The sequence below is a fragment of the Mycolicibacterium vinylchloridicum genome (genome assembly GCF_013404075.1).
Taxonomy (GTDB): domain Bacteria; phylum Actinomycetota; class Actinomycetes; order Mycobacteriales; family Mycobacteriaceae; genus Mycobacterium; species Mycobacterium vinylchloridicum.
In genome coordinates, this window is record NZ_JACBJQ010000007.1 from 112,528 (window position 1) to 131,263 (window position 18,736).

General features: G+C 67.6%; 22 protein-coding genes. 9 read left to right on the forward strand and 13 right to left on the reverse strand.

Annotated features, from left to right (window positions below; translation table 11 throughout):
- Positions 1-42: 42 nt before the first annotated feature.
- Genes HPC46_RS08640 through HPC46_RS08650 form a run of 3 tightly spaced genes read right to left on the reverse strand, consistent with a single transcriptional unit; the run spans position 43 to position 2,113 of the window.
- Positions 43-732: an alpha/beta fold hydrolase gene (locus HPC46_RS08640; RefSeq protein ID WP_179468779.1), complete on the reverse strand. Its 690-nt coding sequence runs from the start codon at positions 730-732 to the stop codon at positions 43-45.
- A 4-nt stretch (positions 733-736) separates the two neighbouring features.
- Entirely contained in the window at positions 737-931 is a 195-nt protein-coding gene (locus HPC46_RS08645) for a DUF3046 domain-containing protein (protein WP_005148761.1), read from the reverse strand.
- Between the two features lie 9 nt (positions 932-940).
- Positions 941-2,113 (reverse strand): glycosyltransferase, encoded by a 1,173-nt coding sequence (locus HPC46_RS08650; RefSeq protein ID WP_179468780.1) that lies wholly within the window; start codon positions 2,111-2,113, stop codon positions 941-943.
- A gap of 42 nt (positions 2,114-2,155) precedes the next feature.
- Here HPC46_RS08650 and HPC46_RS08655 point away from each other — a divergent pair, with 42 nt between their 5' ends.
- Both HPC46_RS08655 and HPC46_RS08660 read left to right on the forward strand, forming a co-directional pair.
- Complete coding sequence (locus tag HPC46_RS08655; protein WP_179468781.1) at positions 2,156-2,596, forward strand: limonene-1,2-epoxide hydrolase family protein; 441 nt, start codon at positions 2,156-2,158, stop codon at positions 2,594-2,596.
- A 3-nt stretch (positions 2,597-2,599) separates the two neighbouring features.
- A complete protein-coding gene (locus HPC46_RS08660) occupies positions 2,600-2,995 on the forward strand; it encodes a DUF5313 domain-containing protein (RefSeq protein ID WP_179468907.1) in 396 nt (131 codons plus the stop codon).
- Here the strand turns inward: HPC46_RS08660 and pspM are convergent.
- From pspM to pgsA, 5 genes are all read right to left on the reverse strand, one after another.
- Positions 2,992-3,810, reverse strand: a complete 819-nt coding sequence (gene pspM / locus HPC46_RS08665) for a phage shock envelope stress response protein PspM (protein WP_179468782.1) — start codon at positions 3,808-3,810, stop codon at positions 2,992-2,994. The genes HPC46_RS08660 and pspM overlap by 4 nt on opposite strands.
- A gap of 15 nt (positions 3,811-3,825) precedes the next feature.
- Positions 3,826-4,638 (reverse strand): phage shock protein PspA, encoded by an 813-nt coding sequence (pspA, locus tag HPC46_RS08670; protein ID WP_179468783.1) that lies wholly within the window; start codon positions 4,636-4,638, stop codon positions 3,826-3,828.
- Between the two features lie 118 nt (positions 4,639-4,756).
- Positions 4,757-5,092: a transcriptional regulator ClgR gene (gene clgR / locus HPC46_RS08675; RefSeq protein ID WP_179468785.1), complete on the reverse strand. Its 336-nt coding sequence runs from the start codon at positions 5,090-5,092 to the stop codon at positions 4,757-4,759.
- Positions 5,093-5,164: 72 nt separating this feature from the next.
- Positions 5,165-5,653 carry a CinA family protein gene (locus tag HPC46_RS08680; RefSeq protein ID WP_179468787.1) on the reverse strand — a complete coding sequence of 163 codons (489 nt, stop codon included), beginning with the start codon at positions 5,651-5,653 and terminating at the stop codon, positions 5,165-5,167.
- The gene (gene pgsA, locus HPC46_RS08685) at positions 5,631-6,236 is read right to left on the reverse strand and encodes a CDP-diacylglycerol--glycerol-3-phosphate 3-phosphatidyltransferase (protein WP_179468789.1); all 606 of its coding nucleotides are present in this window, start codon (positions 6,234-6,236) and stop codon (positions 5,631-5,633) included. The genes HPC46_RS08680 and pgsA overlap by 23 nt, the downstream gene beginning before the upstream one ends.
- Positions 6,237-6,290: 54 nt before the next feature.
- Here pgsA and HPC46_RS08690 point away from each other — a divergent pair, with 54 nt between their 5' ends.
- Entirely contained in the window at positions 6,291-6,791 is a 501-nt protein-coding gene (locus tag HPC46_RS08690) for an amino-acid N-acetyltransferase (RefSeq protein WP_179468791.1), read from the forward strand.
- 118 nt (positions 6,792-6,909) lie between these two features.
- Entirely contained in the window at positions 6,910-7,758 is an 849-nt protein-coding gene (locus tag HPC46_RS08695) for an endonuclease domain-containing protein (protein ID WP_179468793.1), read from the forward strand.
- Positions 7,759-7,776: 18 nt separating this feature from the next.
- Here HPC46_RS08695 and HPC46_RS08700 read toward each other — a convergent pair whose 3' ends face one another.
- Positions 7,777-10,296, reverse strand: coding sequence for an FtsK/SpoIIIE family DNA translocase (locus HPC46_RS08700; RefSeq protein ID WP_179468795.1), 2,520 nt, complete (start codon positions 10,294-10,296; stop codon positions 7,777-7,779).
- 194 nt (positions 10,297-10,490) lie between these two features.
- Here HPC46_RS08700 and HPC46_RS08705 point away from each other — a divergent pair, with 194 nt between their 5' ends.
- From HPC46_RS08705 to HPC46_RS08725, 5 genes are read left to right on the forward strand one after another with little or no spacing between them, the layout of a single operon-like run.
- Positions 10,491-10,805, forward strand: coding sequence for a putative quinol monooxygenase (locus HPC46_RS08705; RefSeq protein ID WP_179468797.1), 315 nt, complete (start codon positions 10,491-10,493; stop codon positions 10,803-10,805).
- 34 nt (positions 10,806-10,839) lie between these two features.
- Positions 10,840-11,655 carry a mycofactocin-coupled SDR family oxidoreductase gene (locus HPC46_RS08710; protein ID WP_179468799.1) on the forward strand — a complete coding sequence of 272 codons (816 nt, stop codon included), beginning with the start codon at positions 10,840-10,842 and terminating at the stop codon, positions 11,653-11,655.
- Between the two features lie 17 nt (positions 11,656-11,672).
- On the forward strand, positions 11,673-12,188 hold the full coding sequence (locus HPC46_RS08715; protein ID WP_179468801.1) for a dimethylamine monooxygenase subunit DmmA family protein: 516 nt from the start codon (positions 11,673-11,675) through the stop codon (positions 12,186-12,188).
- Positions 12,185-13,108: a PDR/VanB family oxidoreductase gene (locus tag HPC46_RS08720; RefSeq protein ID WP_179468803.1), complete on the forward strand. Its 924-nt coding sequence runs from the start codon at positions 12,185-12,187 to the stop codon at positions 13,106-13,108. The genes HPC46_RS08715 and HPC46_RS08720 overlap by 4 nt, the downstream gene beginning before the upstream one ends.
- A 5-nt stretch (positions 13,109-13,113) precedes the next feature.
- On the forward strand, positions 13,114-14,088 hold the full coding sequence (locus HPC46_RS08725; protein WP_179468909.1) for a heme-dependent oxidative N-demethylase family protein: 975 nt from the start codon (positions 13,114-13,116) through the stop codon (positions 14,086-14,088).
- Here HPC46_RS08725 and HPC46_RS08730 read toward each other — a convergent pair.
- The 4 genes from HPC46_RS08730 to thyX are packed head-to-tail and all read right to left on the reverse strand — an operon-like array spanning position 14,049 to position 18,727.
- Positions 14,049-15,308 carry an MFS transporter gene (locus tag HPC46_RS08730; protein WP_179468805.1) on the reverse strand — a complete coding sequence of 420 codons (1,260 nt, stop codon included), beginning with the start codon at positions 15,306-15,308 and terminating at the stop codon, positions 14,049-14,051. The two genes, HPC46_RS08725 and HPC46_RS08730, sit on opposite strands and share 40 nt — an antisense overlap.
- 38 nt (positions 15,309-15,346) lie before the next feature.
- Positions 15,347-17,026, reverse strand: coding sequence for a ribonuclease J (locus HPC46_RS08735; protein ID WP_179468807.1), 1,680 nt, complete (start codon positions 17,024-17,026; stop codon positions 15,347-15,349).
- A complete protein-coding gene (dapA, locus tag HPC46_RS08740) occupies positions 17,023-17,931 on the reverse strand; it encodes a 4-hydroxy-tetrahydrodipicolinate synthase (protein WP_179468809.1) in 909 nt (302 codons plus the stop codon). Before dapA ends, HPC46_RS08735 begins: the two co-directional genes overlap by 4 nt.
- Before the next feature lie 19 nt (positions 17,932-17,950).
- A complete protein-coding gene (gene thyX, locus HPC46_RS08745; protein WP_179468811.1) occupies positions 17,951-18,727 on the reverse strand; it encodes an FAD-dependent thymidylate synthase in 777 nt (258 codons plus the stop codon).
- Positions 18,728-18,736: the final 9 nt, after the last annotated feature.

Here is an 18,736-nt window from a genome sequence, read left to right on the forward strand (position 1 = left end):
AGCGAACAGGTGTTCGAAAGCAAGCGAGGCGCGCCGCGCGTGTCAAACAAGCCGGTGCAAGGCGTCGGCCAGAGCTGCCGGCCGGGAGTAGAACGGCGAATGCCCCCCGGGAAGCTCCACCAGCTCCGCACCGAGTCGCTCCGTCGCCACCCGTCGCGACCAGCCCGGATCGATCATTCGGTCCTCCGCGCACACGACGTAGGTGGCCGGAGTCGACGGGAGCCGATCGAACGTGCAGCGCTGCGCCATCGGCTCCCGTGCCTGAACTCGCAGCCGCGCGATCGCCGACTCGACGATGTCGTCGTCGCAATCCGGGTAGAAGATCGATCGCGCCACATCAACGTCGATCCAACGGGTGCCGCCGTCAACCTTGGCAAGTCCGGCCGAATATTCCGGATTGAGTATGTGCTGCTCCCGATTCAGCTCGGCGAAGGTGCGGCCGGGTTCGGCGACCACACCGCACAGGTACACCTGGTGGCGAATCGGCCGGCGGTCGGCGATCCAGGGGAACGCGTAGCTTCCCAGCGAATGACCGACGGCCACGACGTCGTAGTCGCTCTCGTCCAGCGCGGCGGCGAACGTCGCGGCGTGGTCTTCGAACGTCGCCGCCGGGTCGTCGAACCGGACGTCCACCGCGACCGCCCGGTGCCCGCGCCGCTCCAGTTCGGGAATCAACCGCTCCCAGCACCACGGGCCGTGCCAGGCGCCGTGGATCAACGCGAAGGTACTCACCCGCTCACCACTGATCGCGCGGCACGTCGAAGTCCGCACACAGCGCCCGCCACACGTCGCGGGGCTCCACACCATCTTCGATGGCCTGCGCGGCGGTGCGTCCGCCCAGCTGTGTCAGCACGTGGTCGACCACCAGTGAGCCCCCGCGAACCGGGCCGAACTGCGCATCGACCAGTTCGTGGAATTCCGTCAGCCGCACGTCACCAACTTACCCAGCCACCCGCTTGGCTTCATGGCACACCTGTACCGGATCAGTGACCCGATCGATGCTCTCCCCCGCGCGCCGGGCCGCCTCCCGGTAATCCCGCGACGACAGCACCTCCGCCACCTCGGCCACCAGGGCCTCGGCGGACAGCGGCCGAATCAGACGCGCACTACCTTGTCGCACAACACGATTCGCCAACTCCCATTGGTCACCACCGCCGGGGATCACCACCAGCGGCACGCCGGCGAGCAGGGTCTTCGACAACATGCCGTGCCCGCCGCCGCAGATCACCAGATCGGCGTGGGTCAGCAGCTCGTCCTGGCGGCCGAGGCCCACACTCGCCCACGGCGGCACGTCGAGTTCCTGCCCGCCCAGCCGGGAGATCACCACCCGCGAGCCGGCGGGCACGGTGCGTCCCGGGATCAGGTGTTCCAGCGTCAGTTCGGCCACGCCGTGGGCGCCGGTGGTGGCGGTCGACGGGGCTACCACGATGACCGGGCCGTCCCCCGGCGGGATCGGCAGCACCGCGGCCGTCGGCTCGAAATGCAGTGGGCCGACGATCACGGCCTCGGCGGGCCAGTCCGGGCGCGGCACCTCGAGCGCGGGCAGGGTGGCGATCAGACGGCGTACCGGCCCGGGTTCGCGCGCAGGCAGCCCGATCTGCACCCGCGCGGCCGAACGCTGACGCTGCCCTTTCTTCAACGACCGCGCGGTCAGGGCCCGCATGATCGAGTCACGTAACCGGCCGCGGATGCCGGTTCCGGGCGCCAGTCCGCTGCCCAGCGGGGGCAGGCCGCGCGATGGCAGGTACAACGGTTGCGGGTTCAGCTCGACCCACGGGACGCCCAGCAATTCGGCGGCCATTCCGCCGCAGACGGTGATCACGTCGGAGACGATCAGATCGGGTGTCAGGTCATGCAGCACCGGCGCGTTGAGCACGGCCATCCGCGCCGCGCGCTGGTTGATCTTCTCGCCGGCGTCGGCGTCGTCGTCGGCGTCGGTGACGTCGAGTCCGACGAGTTCGACGGATTCGATGCCGGCGGCCCGGGCGGTGTCGAGCCATTCGGTGCCGGTGAGCAGGACGGGATCGTCCCCGGCGGCAGCCAGCCGCAGACACAACGCGATCGCGGGGAACGCATGGCCCGGATCCGGACCTGCTACCACCGCGACGCGCACGCGCCTACCCTGCCATAGGGGTTCGCGCCTAGGCTGACGAGCATGACCGAGCAGACATCCGTGAGCTCCGACATCGACAATGCCCACACCGTCGAGGTCTTCTTGAACGCTCTGCAGGAGCAGGACTTGGCGACCGCCGACGCTCAGCTGGACGACAATCTCGTCTACCAGAACGTCGGGTTTCCCACCGTCCGCGGCCGCAAGCGGACCATGAAGCTGTTCAAGGGACTGCAGCGTCCCAGCTTCGGTTTCGAGGTGAAGATCCACCGCATCGCGGTCAACGGCCCGGTGGTGCTCACCGAACGGACCGACGTACTCAGGGTGGGCCCGGTGCGCCTGCAGTTCTGGGTGTGTGGCGTCTTCGAAGTGAGCGACGGCCGAATTACTCTGTGGCGGGACTATTTCGACATGATGGACATGCTCAAGGGCACCGCCAGGGGCCTGCTCGGTGCCGTGGTTCCGGCACTGCGTCCGACGCTCTAGGAGATCACGGTTAGCACTGACAGTAAGAAACCCAACCTTTTCCAGCTAGTCGGCTACTACCTGGGTAAACGACTGCCGGACTCGATGCTGGACTGGGTCCGTGAAGACCTCACCGGGCCCGGCGCCACCCGGCGGGTGATGCTCCGCGTCATGGTGCCGGCGTTGCTCATCCTCGCGCCGTTCTGGCTGGTCCCGACCGCCATGTGGGTGCGGGCCAGCATGACGATCCCGATTCTGATCCCGTTCATCTACTTCTCGCACGCGTTGAACAAGATCTGGCGCAAGCACATGCTGCGGGTGCACCACCTGGATCCGGACCTGATCGAGAAACTCGAGCGCGAGCGCAACGCCGGTAAGCACCAGTCCTATATCGAACGGTTCGGGCCACGCCCGGATTAGGCGCGGCGGAGCTGGCCCAGCTCGTCGAACGCCTGGGCCCAACCCATCAGCCGGTCGGTCGCGCCGGCCAGCTCATTGCGGTAGCGCTGCGCCGACATCGGTGAACTCGACATCGAGCCGGTGTTGGCCGCTGACACCAGTTGCGCTGCAGCGGTGACCATTTCGTTGTACTGCCGCACGCCGGCGTTGAGCTGAGCGGTGAACGCGTTGATGGTCGGCGCCAGATACGTCCGCGAATGCGGTGTCTCGGCCGCCGCGCGTTCCATCGAGACCACCTCGGCCGCGGTCGCTGCCATGGTCGCCGCGGTGCGGTCGGCGGCCTGGGTCAGCTCGCGAATCTCCTCTGGCGGCAACATCTTGCCGCGCGTCATCACGCCGAGCAGGGAGTGAAAGCCCCGCTCGGAGGCGCCCAGTGCCGACATCGACGGCCGGGCCACCGATCCGTGCGGAGGCAGCCGCCGGCCACTCGCCTGACGCTGCGGCGGCAACGGCTCGCCTCGAAGCCAGCGGTAGCGCAACAGCAACAGGGTCGCGGGCACCGCGGCGCCGGCCGCGATCACCCCCGTGATGATCAGCCCCCACACCGGCGTGCTCCATGTCGCGAGCAGCCCGGTGACACCCACCCAGAACACCGTCGCGAACCCGAAGAACAGGCCCAGCCGCAACGCCCAGCGCCGCTTACGCAGCAGCCGGGCGCGCGGATCGGCAGCGGCGCTGAGCTTTTGGGCCGCGGTGTCGGCGTACTCGCTGACGGTGTCGATACCGCGCTGGATGGCCGAACGCCATTGGCGCGTCAAATAGGGACTCACCGCCATCGAAGAATTCGCCTCCTACTGTCCGAGTGGCTTCTCGGGCTCGGGTGCACTGACCGGGGGCGCAGGCGCGGGGGTGACCGCCGGCGTGGCGCCAGAAGGAAGCGCGTCACCGCGCATCGAGGCCCGGATCTGCTCGAGCCGCGAGTGGCCGGCCATCTGCACGCTGGCCTGCTGCACCTCGAGCATCCGGCCCTGCACCGAGTTCTGGGCCAGCTCGGCCGAACCGATCGCGTTGGCGTAGCGGCGCTCGATCTTGTCGCGCACCTCGTCGAGGCTGGGCGTGTTGCCGGGCGCGGCGAGTTCGCTCATCGACCGCAGCGAGGCGCTGACCTGCTCCTGCATCTTGGCCTGCTCGAGCTGGCTGAGCAGCTTGGTGCGTTCGGCGATCTTCTGCTGCAGCATCATCGCGTTCTGCTCGACGGCCTTCTTGGCCTGGCCGGCGGCCTGCAGCGCCTGGTCGTGCAGGCCCTTGAGGTCTTCGACGCTCTGCTCGGCGGTCACCAGCTGCGCGGCGAACGCCTCGGCGGCGTTGTTGTACTCGGTGGCCTTGGCGGCGTCACCGCCGGCGACTGCCTGATCGGCGAGGGTGAGCGCCTGGCGGACGTTGACCTGCAACTTCTCGATATCGGCGAGCTGACGGTTGAGTCGCATCTCGAGCTGGCGCTGGTTTCCGATCACCTGGGCGGCCTGCTGGGTGAGCGCCTGATGCTGCCGCTGGGCCTCTTCGATTGCCTGCTGGATCTGGATCTTCGGGTCGGCATACTCGTCGACCTTGGAGTTGAAAAGCGCCATCAGGTACTTCCACGCCTTGGTGAACGGATTGGCCATCAGTTGCCCGCCTTCATATCGAGTGCCGCAGTTCGGTCGTCGAGCCCCAATTTATCGGTTCTCGATGCCCGGCCACACCCCTGCACGCATGTGGCCTGGACCAGACCCGATCTGTGGGTCAGGCGACCGCCATCGCGACGGGATGCGGGATGACCACCTTGGTGGCGACATCGATCACGCTGTCCTGGCCCGGCACGGCCGTCAACCGGGCAATGCGCTCACGGTCGGCCATTTTCTCTCCGGCATCGGTCAAGACCCGCGACAGCGGAACGTCGAGTGCGCTGCAGATCGCGCTGAGCAGCTCGCTGGAGGCCTCTTTACGACCGCGCTCCACCTCAGACAGGTAGCCGAGGCTGACACGGGCCGTATCAGACACCTCACGAAGGGTGCGTCCCTGCGAGGTCCGGGCGTCACGAAGTACGTCACCGATCACCTCACGCAGCAGTACGGCCATCGGGTGTCCTCCTCCACGAGTTGCAACAACTACTGCAACGCCGCGGGGCGCCGAATTGGTTCCCAGGAAACCTCAAGTTCGCTCCACCAGGCCGGACAGCCGGCCGATGGCCTCACGCACGGCAGCCAGCCGGATATCCCAGCGGGAGCCGTCGAGCGCCAATTCGGCGACCTCTGTCGGCCCGGGGCCGGCCAGTCCCAGGAAGACGGTGCCGACCGGATGCCCGCCGTGCGGTTCCGGGCCCGCCACACCGGTGAGGCCGACGCCCCAGGTCGCAGCGCATCGGTCCCGCGCCCCCTGCGCCAAGAGGGCCGCCGTCGGTGCCGCGACCGGGCCGACGTCGTCGAGCAGCTCGCGCGGCACTCCGGCCAGCGTGATCTTGGTTTCGACGGTGTAGGTGACCAGACCGCCCCGCAGGACGACGCTGGCACCGGGTACCCCGGCCAGCGTGGCCGCCAGCAGACCGGCGGTCAGCGATTCCGCGGTCGCGACGCTCTGGGCGCGCGCCGTCAACGCTGCGACCAGCGCTCGGGCGGCGTCATCGACCAGCGGGTCGCTCACGGGAGTCCCTGATCGCCGACACCACGTAGTCCAGCCCGGTGAGCACCGTCAGCACGACCGCGGCCCACATGATCACCCAGGCCACCGTCAGCCACGGCGACGGCCAGTTGTGCAGCGGAAGCACGAACAGCCCGATCGAGACGGCCTGCACCAGCGTCTTGACCTTGCCCCCGCGGCTGGCGGGGATCACCCCGCGCCGCAGCACGGCCAACCGCAGCACCGTGATGCCGAGTTCGCGGATGAGGATCACCACCGTCACCCACCACGGCAGGTCGCCGAGCATCGACAGCCCGATCAGCGCGGCACCGATCAGCATCTTGTCGGCGATCGGGTCGGCGAGCTTGCCGAATTCGGTGACCATGCCGTACGTGCGCGCCAGCGAACCGTCGAACCGATCGGTGATGACCGCGACCGCGAAAATGACGAAAGCTGTTATCCGATAGGAGCTTTCATGACCGTCGCCGGCAAAGAGCGCCAACAGGAAGATCGGGACCAGGACCAGCCGTACCCCCGTCAGCAGGTTGGCGACGTTGGCTATCCGCACGCGCGGGACCGCCGGACCGGTTTGGGGTTGTCCCGACACCGCAACAGAATATCGGTTGGCAGTCGGGGGCCTCACGCCCGATACTCTGCACCCGTGAGCTCCGATGTCGTCGTCCGCCGCGCCCGCACCTCGGATGTCCCCGACATCAAGCGTCTGGTCGACACCTACGCAGGCAAGATCCTGCTGGAGAAGAACCTGGTCACGCTGTACGAGGCCGTCCAGGAATTCTGGGTGGCCGAGCTCGACGGCGAGGTCGTGGGCTGCGGGGCGCTGCACGTGCTGTGGGCCGACCTCGGCGAGGTGCGCACCGTCGCCGTCGATCCGAAGGTCAAGGGCCGCGGTATCGGCCACGCCGTCGTCGACCAGCTGCTCAGGGTTGCCCGCGAACTCGAGCTGCAGCGGCTGTTCGTGTTGACCTTCGAAACGGAGTTCTTCGCCCGGCACGGCTTCGCCGAGATCGAGGGCACGCCCGTGACCGCCGAGGTGTACGAGGAGATGTGCCGCTCCTACGACATCGGTGTCGCGGAATTCCTCGACCTGTCGTACGTGAAGCCCAATATCCTCGGCAACACCCGCATGCTGCTCAAGCTCTGACGCGTTGAGTGAGCGTCGGCGCAGCGATTTGGCCCGGTTTCGCAGCGTCAGCGCTCGGTGAATGACGCTGTGGATAGCCGAGAGCTCCCACTGCCCGCCGCTGGCACGCTGACTGCCCATGTCGCGCGTGTTCGTTGGCTCCGAGGCATTGGCTGCGGGCCAGGTGAACCGCTATCAATTGGCAACCACCCATCAGCGCGTCTTCCCCGATGTCTACGCTCCGCGCGGAGACCTGACACTGCTGGACCGCACTACCGCGGCCTGGCTGTGGTCAGGAAGGAAGGCAACCGTCACCGGGCGTGCAGCGGCGGCGCTGCACGGCGCAAAGTGGTTCGATCCTGACATCCCGATCGAGCTCAACTTCGCGAACAATCGCAGTCCGCGCGGAGTCGTCACACGCCGTGAAACCCTGCTGGCCGAAGAACTCACCTACCGCGGCGGACTACCCGTCACGACGGTCGCCCGAACCGCGTTCGATCTCGCACGCCGTGGTACCGGACGCCGCGGGATCGCCGACCTTGACGCGCTGGCCAACGCAACCCACTTCACCGTCAGCGACGTCCTCACCATCGGCGACGCTCACCCACATCTACGAGGCATTCGACGACTGCCTTCCGCACTGAACGCCATCGACGCCGGTGCGCAATCACCGCGGGAGACGTATCTCCGGCTTGATCTCATCGATGCCGGCTTCCCGCGGCCAGAGACACAGATCCCTGTCGCCCGCCCCGGCGGTCGCTGGTACTACCTCGACATGGGATGGCCCCACATCCTGGTGGCCGTCGAGTACGACGGCGAGCATCACCGCACCAGCCGGACCGCCTACGCCGTGGACGTGGAGCGCCAGGACTACCTGGTGTCGCTTGGTTGGATCGTGGTGCGCGTGTTGGCTGACCACCGCCGTGCGCAGGTCATCGGGCGGGTGCAGCGCGCATTCATTGAGCGCTCACGTGCCATTTCTGCGTGAAAGATGGCACGCCACCACTCAATCAACGTCCTCGTAGTCTTCGTCGTCGTCGTCCCCGCCGCCACCGCGGATCGCCATCAGCGTCGCGGCCAGCTCGTCGGGCTTGACCAACACCTCGCGGGCCTTGGATCCCTCGGACGGCCCGACGATGCTGCGGGTCTCCATCAGGTCCATCAGCCGGCCGGCCTTGGCGAATCCGACCCGCAGCTTGCGCTGAAGCATCGAGGTCGAGCCGAACTGCGAAGACACCACCAGCTCGACGGCCTGCAGGAAGACGTCCATGTCGTCGCCGATGTCGGGGTCGACGTCGGTCTTCTCGCCGCTGGGCTTGGCGGTGGTGACGCCCTCGGTGTACTCCGGCTCGGCCTGGTCCTTGCAGGCCTGCACGACGGCGTGGATCTCCTCGTCGCTGACATAGGCGCCCTGCAGTCGCTCGGGCTTGGAGGCACCCATCGGCAGGAACAGCCCGTCGCCCATGCCGATCAGCTTCTCCGCACCCGGCTGGTCGAGGATGACCCGGCTGTCGGTCAGCGACGACGTCGCGAACGACAGCCGTGAGGGCACGTTGGTCTTGATCAGACCGGTGACGACGTCCACCGAGGGACGCTGGGTGGCCAGCACCAGGTGGATACCGGCCGCGCGGGCCTTCTGGGTGATCCGCACGATCGCGTCCTCGACGTCGCGCGGCGCGGTCATCATCAGGTCGGCGAGCTCGTCGACGACGGCGAGGATCAACGGGTACGGCTTGTACACCCGCTGACTGCCCAGCGGTGCGGTGATCTCCCCGGAGCGCACCTTGGCGTTGAAGTCCTTGATGTGACGCACCCGCGAGGCCTGCATGTCCTGATAGCGCTGCTCCATCTCCTCGACCAGCCAGGCCAGCGCAGCGGCCGCCTTCTTGGGTTGAGTGATGATCGGTGTGATCAGGTGCGGAATGCCTTCGTAGGGAGTGAGTTCCACCATCTTGGGGTCGATGAGGATCATCCGGACCTCTTCGGGCGTGGCGCGGGCCAGCAGCGAGACCAGCATGGAGTTGACGAAGCTGGACTTACCCGAACCGGTCGAGCCGGCCACCAGCAGGTGCGGCATATCAGCAAGGTTGGCCGACACGAAGTGGCCTTCGATGTCCTTGCCCAGCCCGATCACCAGCGGGCGGTGGTCGCCGCGGGTGGACGGCGCGGTGAGAACGTCTGCCAGCCGGACCATTTCGCGGTCGGTGTTGGGCACCTCGATGCCGACGGCGGACTTGCCGGGGATCGGCGCCAGGATACGCACGCTCTCGGTGGCCACCGCGTAGGCGATATTGCGTTGCAGCGCAGTGATTTTCTCGACCTTGACCCCCGGGCCGAGCTCGACCTCGTAGCGAGTGACGGTCGGACCCCTGGTGCAACCGGTCACCGAGGCGTTGACCTTGAACTGCTCCAGGACGTTCGAAATCGCGTCCGTTATCTGGTCGTTGGCCGCACTGCGCCGCTTCGGCGGGTCGCCGGCCACCAGGAGGTCCAGCGAGGGCAGCGTGTACGGGCCTTCGACGACGCGGTCGAGAACCGTGGTGTCCTGCCTGGTGGTGTCCTCGGCGGGATCGGGCTTGGGCGCCACCTTCTTGCGCCGAGCCTTGACCGGCTCGGGGACCGTGGGCGCATCCTCCTCGAGCGGGTAGTTGTCCAGCGGCGTGCCGACCGGACCCTTCACCCCCGGCCAGGCCGGCGCTTCGTCGGTGTAGGACCGCGGGTCGTCGTAGTAGCCGTCGGAGAAGTCTTCCGGCTCAACCGATTCGACGGCCTCGGGCTCGTCGTACTCGTCGTCGTACTCGTCGTCCTCGTAGCGGCCGCGAGTGCTGAACATCGAATACAGGGTGTCGGGGACCTCGCGGATCGTGGTGCCGGTCAGCAGCAGCAATCCGAACAGCGCGGCGATGATGAGCAGCGGGGTGGCGATCCACGGGGACAGTCCGTCGGACAGCGGTCCCCCGATCGCGAATCCGACGAAGCCCGCGGCGTGTCGCCGGCCGGCCGGATCCTGCGGCGCACCCGCCCACAGGTGCCACAGGCCCAGCACCGGCAGGGCGACCATCGCGCAGCCCAGGATCAGTCGCGGCCGGGCGTCGGGGTTGGGTTCGGTGCGCATCAGAAGGATGGCGATGGCGCAGATGATCAAGGGCAGCAGGACCACCGCACCGCCGACCATGGTGCGCAACATCGAGTCGATCCAGGCGCCCACCGGCCGGGCGGCGTCGAACCAGGAGCTGGCCGCGATCACCACCGAGACGGCCAGGAGCCCGAGGGCCAGCCCGTCCCGGCGATGACCGGGCTCTATGTCACCGGCTCGACCGACCGATCGAGCGGTCGAGCCGGCCCCCTTGGCCAACATCAGCCAGGTCGCCCGCGCAGCCCGCCCACTGGCTGCCGCGGCGGTGGCGACCGGCGAGGCGTTGCGTTTCTTGGCAGGCTTGCGCCGCGGGGCCGGCTTTGCCGACCGCGTCGCACCCTTTGACCTGGTCGTTCGCGCGCTTGAGCGAGCGGCCGTCTTGTTCGCCATGCGGGTCAGCCTAGTCCCAGAAACCCCATCCGCACCACCCACAACACCCGTTACACGGCGCGTCGTTGCCAGACTGCGACAAAGGCCGAAATCAGGCCCTCGGCCGCTCACCGGGACCCCTTCTTGCGGCGATATGAAGCAGGGCTAACGTAAGCGCCGTCACACCTATACCCGAAGAGCTGAGGAGCTCGTTCATGCCGGTTGTCGTCGTTGCCAGCTTCACCGTCAAGCCCGAATCCGTCGACGCCGTGCGCGAGGCCTGCAAAACGGCGGTCGCGGCCGTCCATGAAGAGCCCGGTTGCGACCTCTACGCCGTGCACGAGGGCGACAAGACGTTCGTGTTCGTCGAGCAGTGGGCCGACGAGGAGGCCCTCAAGACCCACAGCACCGCACCGGGCGTGACCGCGCTGTTCGGGGCGATCGGCGAGCACCTGGACGGCGCCCCGGACATCAAGATGCTCACCCCCATCCCGGCCGGCGACCCCGCAAAGGGCCAGGTCCGCCCCTGACGAGCGCCTGCGCGAGAAAGCGAGGACACCGCCCATGGGCGAACTCGACGGCAAGGTCGCGCTGATCACCGGCGCGGCCCGGGGCCAGGGCCGCGCGCATGCGCTGAAGCTGGCCTCGGAAGGTGCCAGCATCATCGCGGTCGACCTGTGCGACCAGATCGCCAGCGTGCCCTATCCCCTGGCCACGCCCGAGGACATGGCCGCCACGGTCAAGCTCGTCGAGGACACCGGCGCCCGCATCGTCGCCCGCGAGGCCGACGTCCGTGACCGGACGGCGTTGAAGAACGCCATGTACCAAGGCATCGAGGAACTGGGCCGGCTCGACATCGTGATCGCGAACGCCGGGATCGCCCCGATGGCCGACGACGGCGCCTGGCAGGACGTCATCGACGTCAACCTCACCGGGGTCTATCACACCGTCGACGTGGCGATGAAGCCGATGATCAAGCAGGGCGACGGCGGCGCGATCGTGCTGATCAGTTCGGTGAACGGGCTGGTGGGCATCGGCGCGCCGGTCGCGGGTTCGCTGGGGTACACCGTCGCCAAGCACGGTGTGGTCGGCCTGATGCGGGCATACGCGAATTTCCTTGCCGCATTCAATATCCGGGTCAACTCGGTGCATCCGGCCGGGGTGAACACTCCGATGATCGACAACGAGTTCACCCGCTCCTGGCTCGAGGGTTTCGCCCAGCAGATGCAGGGCGGCCCGGACATGAGCAACGCGCTGCCGGTCCAGACGCTGGAACCCGAGGACATCGCCAACGCCGTGTACTACCTGGTGTCGGATGCGGGCCGCTACGTCACCGGGGTCACCCTGCCCGTCGACGCCGGGTTCACCAACAAGCGCTGACATACGATCGGGTGACGATGACACCCGATCTGGACCTCACCAGCGTCCCGGCCTGGGCCGTCGAACCCAGTTGTCCGGCGGCCGATCTGACCGGCCGCCAGTACACGGTGCTGGCCATCGGCGCCGAGGCCGCCGAGATCGCCGCGCGCTGGACCGCCCAGATCAGCGCCGAGCATCGGGTACATCGGGTCGCCGACGCCGCCGAGGCATGCCGAGCGTTGGATGCCGATCTCGCCGACGCTCGGGTCGGGTGGCGGCTGCTGCTGGCCGGCCCCGCGCATGTATGCCTCCGAGTCCGGGCCCGCGCGCTGGAACTTGGCGCCACCGACGACGAGATCACCGTCGCGAGTACCGAGGTGGACACCCGCGAGGTCTATTGCGCGCACTGCCGCAGCACCACCACGGCTGCGACGGGGTTGTCCCAGGAGATCACCTGCCCCGACTGCGGGCGCCGACTCTTCGTCTACTACCACGTCTCCCGGCGACTCGGCGCCCACCTCGGGTTCGCGACCCACGCCGACACCGCGCCGTGAGCACGCTGGCGCTGGAGGTCGTCGGAATCGACGACGGCGTGCCCGGGATCAGGACCCTGACCCTGGCCAACCCCGATCGTTCCGTGTTGCCGTCGTTCACCCCCGGCAGCCACATCATCATCCAGTGGCCGGATGGCGCCAACGCCTACTCGCTGACCGGTGAGAGCGCCGCCCCCGCCGAATATGTCGTCTCGGTGCTGGAGTGCCCGCAGGGGCGGGGCGGATCGCGCTGGATTCACCGGGACCTGACGCCGGGGTCGGTCGTCCTCGCTCACCCACCCCGCAGCGCGTTCGCCCCCGTACTGCGCGCCAGACGACATCTGTTGGTCGCCGCCGGAATCGGGATCACCCCGATGGTGTCGCATCTGCGCAGCGCCCGGCGCTGGGGGCGAGACGTGCGGTTGCTCTACGTCCACCGCGAAGGACGCGGCGCATACGTCGACGAGATCACCTCACTCACCGACGACGCGTCGTTCTTCACCGACCGGGCAGCGTTCCTAGCCGAACTGTCCCCGACGCTGGCCAACCAGCCCTTCGGCACGCACGTCTACATCTGCGGCCCAAGCCAATTCATCGACGACATCGTGGCCACCGCCACCGAACTGGGCTGGCCACGAGGGCGGATCCACGTCGAACACTTCGGCGGCGAGCTGGCACCCGGTGATCCGTTCGAGGTCGAATTAGCCAGTAGCGGAGAGGTTTTCACCGTCGAATCGGGCGTATCGCTATTGGAGTCGTTGACCGCGCGCGGGCACGCCATCCCCAATTTGTGCCACCAGGGTGTGTGCGGCGAATGCCGGGTTCCGGTGCGCTCCGGTGCGGTGCTGCACCGCGACCTCTATCTGACCGACGACGAACGCCGCGAGGAGATGATGGCCTGCGTTTCCCGCGGGACCGGCCGGGTGGAGCTGGACCTGTGACCGGGCTGGTGTCCGCGCCGGATCTGGTGGCGTCGTTCCCTTTTCCGTACACCGCCGATTCCTATCGCTACAGCACGAACATCTCCCCCGCCGCGGTCGTCGTGCCCACCGCGACCGGACAGTGGGGCCGGCGGGTGGTCGACATCGACAGCGAGTACACCCATGAACTCGCCGAGCGGCGCCGAATCCTCGCCGCCGATCCGTCGCGTCGTGCGGTACTACCGCACATGCGCGTCGCCTGCTGGGACACCATGCTGGCGCTGATGACCGAACTGGCCACCGCCTACCCGGCGACCATGTCGTTGACCCGTGACGGCGACACCTGGCACTGGCGCAATGGATTGCTGGGTATAGAGCAGACTTTCGCGATCGGCGACGAGTCATCCTTGCCGTGCGATCCGCTGGCCTACATCGCAGGCCAGGTGCAAGAGGACATCGTCCTGCTCGACCAGCGCGATGGCGACCTGTTCGCCGACGCGGGTGTGGTCACCTTCGCCGCGGGGTGGTCGTTCGGGTTCGACGTCGGGATGACGTTCCTGGCGATCCACGGCCCGGTCCCCCGGCTGCGCGAGACCGGGGTGATCACGCGGGCCCGGGAATTCCTGATGCGCCTGCAGCCGAACGACATTTACCGCCGCACCAACTGGTCGATGACGGTGGGGCGCCGGCTGGATGTGTCCACCGAGACGTTCCCCGAGTGGCTACCCGATCGCGCTCACCTCGACGCGGTCGACGACGACACCTTCGGCCGCTTGATCCACCTGCGTGTGGAGGTCCAGCATCTGATTCGGCTACCGGAGTCCGGTGCGATCTGCTTTCTGATCCGCAGCTACATGCTGCCGCTGGCCGATATCGCCACCGTCGACGAGTGGCGGACCCGTACGGCGGCGGTACTGGCCGAATTGCCGGACGACATGGTCGAATACAAGGGACTGAGCACTTACCGCGACCGCGCGGTGTCCTGGCTTGACTCGCGCTGAGCGCCCGGAGCCTGTGTCGCTGAGATCCCTGCGGCGATGATGAGCACCAGCATGATCAACAACGGCCACACCGCGGGCGCACCCTCGGCGATCAATCCGAGGGCGAAGCCGGCGACGATCATCCCGACACTGATGACGATGTGGGTGCAGCTGATCAACACGGCCGCGTCCCCGCTGTCGGCGTGGTCGAAGATCCAGTCGTAGGCGGCCGGCAGCAGGGCTTGATTGGCTACCGCGGACAGCAGCATCGCCGGCCCGAACGCCCACAGGCCGGGCACGATGTGCCACTGCTGCGATGCAACGCACAGTGCGGCGGCGATCATGCTGATCGCGGCACTGGACAGGTAGACACCCCGCGCGCCCCGATGCCGGCGCACCACCCGCCACAGCGGGATCCCGGCCAGCAGACCGACGCCGACGAATACCAGGAACTCATCGACATTGATGCTCTGGCCCAGGAATTCGGCTGCGTAGATCGCGTAAAACGTGGGAGTCAGGATCACCGGCACGAAGGCCAGGTTGGTCGTCAGGAACTGCCGTAGCCATCGATTGGCATGCAGTTGCACGCGCCCCTCGCGCAGGGTGTCGACCATGCGCGAGGGACCTCGCGCCAGTTCCACGCCCGGAGCCCGCAGCCGCGCGCAGAACACGGCGCCCACCAGCATCGCCACCACCGAAATCCACAACAGGTCGGCGTCGTGCCAGCGGGGTGTGTCGGGCAGTAGACGTCCGGCGGTGAAGGCGGTGATGAGAACCACCAGCGCGCCGCTGTAGCCGGCCTGCTTCAACATCAGGTCGCCGCGTTCCCGGGCCGACAGCAACGCCGACATCGCCATCGGTGAGACCACCTGGGAGCTGCCGGTGACGGTGCCGATCAGCAAGCACGCCAACAGCAGTGGGTAAGCGAACAACCACTGCGGCGCCAATGCGATGTCGAGCGCGACCAGCGCAGTCAATGCGGCTTGAGTGAGCGCAATGCCGACCAGCAGTCCGGTCACCGAGTCCGTGAAACGTAATACCTTGGGACCCAGGACTGTTCCCAGTAGGGTGCCGGCAGTGAACGCCGGCGCAAGCAGCGCCACCACCACGCCGGGACTGCCGAGTTGATCCGCCATGTAGGGAATGACGGCCGAGATACTGCTCACCTGGACGCCCACCTTGAAGAAGGTTCCCTGGGTGAGCAGCGTCCGGTAGTTTCCGCCTTGTGCGGGACGCGTCACAAGCAGGAGAGCTTATCCGGCAGGGCGGCAGTAGTCCCCTAAACCTCGATGACGGTCGGCACGATCATCGGCTGGCGCCGGTAGGTCTCCCCCACCCACTTCCCGACCGTGCGGCGCACCACCTGCGCGATGCGCACCGGATCGGTGACATTGTCGGCGGCAAGCGATTCCAGCTCCGCCTCGACCTTTCGCGTCACCGGCTCCAGCGCCTTTGGATCCTCGGAGAACCCGCGCGAGTACAGGTGCGGCGGGGCGGCCAGTCTCCCGGTCTCGCGGTTGACCACGATCGTCGCCGCGACGAATCCCGAGCTGAGGATCAGCCGCTCGCCCAGCGTCGCCTCGCCCACGTCGCCGGAGATCAGCCCGTCGACGAACATCTTGCCGACCGGCACCGCACCCGCGATCGAGACCCGGCCGCCGACGAGGTCGACGCTGACGCCGCTCTCGGCCACCACGATGTTCTCCTCGGGCACGCCGCTGCGGGCGGCCAGTTTGGCATTGGCGCGCAGCATGCGCCAGGTGCCGTGCACCGGCATCACGTTGCGTGGGCGCACCCCGTTGTAGAGGAACAACAGTTCGCCGGAATAAGCATGTCCTGAAACATGCACCCGCACTTGCTGATTGGTAACCACCCGGGCACCGATCTTGGCCAGGTCGTCGATGACGCCGTAGACCGCCTCCTCGTTACCCGGGATGAGCGACGAAGACAGGATGATCAGGTCGTCGGAGGTGATCGTGATGCTGCGATGCTCCCCGCGCGACATCCGCGACAGCGCCGCCATCGGCTCGCCCTGGGTACCGGTGGTGATCAGCACCACCTGTCCGGGTGCCATCTCCTCGGCCATCGCGATGTCGACCACGTCTCGGTCCTCGACGTGCAGGAAGCCCAGTTCGCGGGCGATGGCCATATTGCGCAACATGGACCGGCCGACGAACGAGACCCTCCGGCCCAATGCGATTGCGGCGTCGACGATCTGCTGCACCCGGTCGACATTGGAGGCAAAGCACGCCACGATGACCCGCTGGCCTTCGGCACCGCGCATCAGCCGGTGCAGATTGGGCCCGACTTCGCTTTCCGACGGCCCGACTCCGGGGATCTCCGAGTTGGTCGAGTCGCACAGGAACAGATCCACCCCGGCGTCGCCGAGGCGCGACATCCCCGGCAGATCGGTCGGGCGGCCGTCCAGCGGCAGCTGATCGAGCTTGATGTCACCGGTGTGCAGAACGGTGCCCGCTCCGGTGTGGATGGCGATCGCAAGCGCGTCCGGAATGGAGTGATTGACCGCGAAGTACTGACACTCGAACACCCCGTGGGTGCTGCGCTGTCCCTCGGCGACTTCGACGAACACCGGATTGACCCGGTGCTCACGACATTTCGCGGCCACCAGCGCGAGGGTGAACTTCGAACCCACCACCGGGATGTCGGCGCGCATCTTGAGCAGATACGGGATCGCGCCGATGTGGTCCTCATGGGCGTGGGTGAGCACGAGGGCCTCGATGTCGTCGAGACGGTCGGAGATCAGCCGCAGGTCCGGCAGGATCAGGTCGACGCCGGGCTCGTCGTGGTTGGGGAACAGCACACCACAATCGATGATCAGCAAGCGGCCGAGATGCTCGAAAACGGTCATGTTGCGGCCGATTTCGTTGATGCCGCCCAGCGCCGTCACGCGTAGACCCCCCGGGGCCAGTGGCCCGGGAGGTGAGAGCTCTTCGTTCACCGTAAGACGCCCGCCGCGCGAAGGTCGGCGGCCAGCTCGTCGAGTTGTTCCGGGGTGGCAGGCATCTGCGGCAGCCGGGGCTCGCCGACGTCGATGCCCTGCAGCCGCAGTCCGGCCTTGGCGAAGGTGACGCCACCCAGCCGGGTTTGCGCGGCATTCAGCGGCGCCAATGTCACGGCGATCTTGCGGGCAGTTGCGATGTCGCCAGAGGTGAAGGCGGTCAGCATGTCTCGCAGCTGACTGGCCGCCACATGGCCCCACACGCTGACGAAGCCGACTGCACCCATCGCCAGCCAGGGCAGGTTCAGCGCGTCGTCACCGGAGTAATAGGCCAAACCCGTCTCAGCCATGATCTGCGCGCCGCCGTGCAGATCGGCCTTGGCATCCTTGACCGCGACGATGTTGGGGTGCGCGGCCAGGGTGCGCATCGTGTCCCACTCGATCGGGATGACCGATCGCGGCGGGATGTCGTAGAGGATCACCGGAAGGTCGGTGGCGTCGGCGACCGTCGTGAAGTGTGCGACCAGACCCGCTTGCGGCGGCCGCGAGTAGTACGGCGTGACGACCAGCAGACCGTGGGCTCCCTCGGCCGCGGCGGTCTTGGCCAGGTGCACGCTGTGGGCGGTGTCATAGGTACCGACGCCGGCGACGATACGGGCGCGGTCACCGACGGCTTCGAGGACAGCGCGCAGTAACGCCAGCTTCTCTTCGTCGGTGGTGGTCGGTGACTCACCGGTGGTGCCGGACAGCACGAGCCCGTCGCAGCCGGTGTCGACCAGGTGGATGGCGGCACGCGCGGCAGCGACGGTATCCAGCGTGCCGTCGGGCTTGAAGGGAGTCACCATTGCGGTCAGTACGGTGCCCAATCGGGCGCTGACGTCGACTCCGCTGGTGCTCATGGACACCTAGATTACCCGCTCCGGGTCACGCCTCCGTAGCCAGCGGTGAGGTCGCAACCTCCGTGCCGTCAGCAAGTTCGCTGATCTCGAAGTCGGCGAAGACGGCGGGCGCGGTGGCAGCCAGCTGACGCAGGCAGGCGATCGCCAGCCGGCGAATCTCCACGTCGGCGTGCTCGCTGGCCCGCATGGCGATGAAATGCCGCCAGGCCCGGTAGTTGCCGCTCACCACGATGCGCGTCTCGGTGTCGTTGGGCAGCACCGCGCGTGCCGCCTGACGCGCCTGCTTGCGCCGCAGCATGCTCGGCGTAGCCGGCTGATCAGGCCCCGCCGGCTGGTCGGCAAATTTTGTTTCCAGCCGGGTCAGCAGTTCCAGGTAGGCGGCGCGGCTGGCGTCGGCGGCGGCGAGCAGGATCTGCTGCAACTCCGGATCGTCCTCCAGCCCGGGCGGCACGACCACTTGGGCGTCGTTCTCGGGCACGTACCGCTGGGACAGCTGCGAATAGGAGAAGTGCCGGTGCCGGATCAGCTCGTGCGTGCAGGACCGGGAGATGCCGGTGATGTAGAACGACACCGAGGCGTGCTCGAGCACCGAGAAGTGGCCCACGTCGATGATGTGTTTGAGGTAGGACGCGTTGGTGGCCGTCCGGGGATTCGGCTTGGACCAGCTCTGGTAGCAGGCGCGGCCGGCGAACTCGAGCAGCGCCTCGCCGCCATCGGCGTCGGTGGTCCAGGGCACGTCGGCGGGCGCCATGAACTCGGTCTTGGCGATGAGCTGCACGCGCAGCGGCGCGATCTCGGCCACGGGCTCACC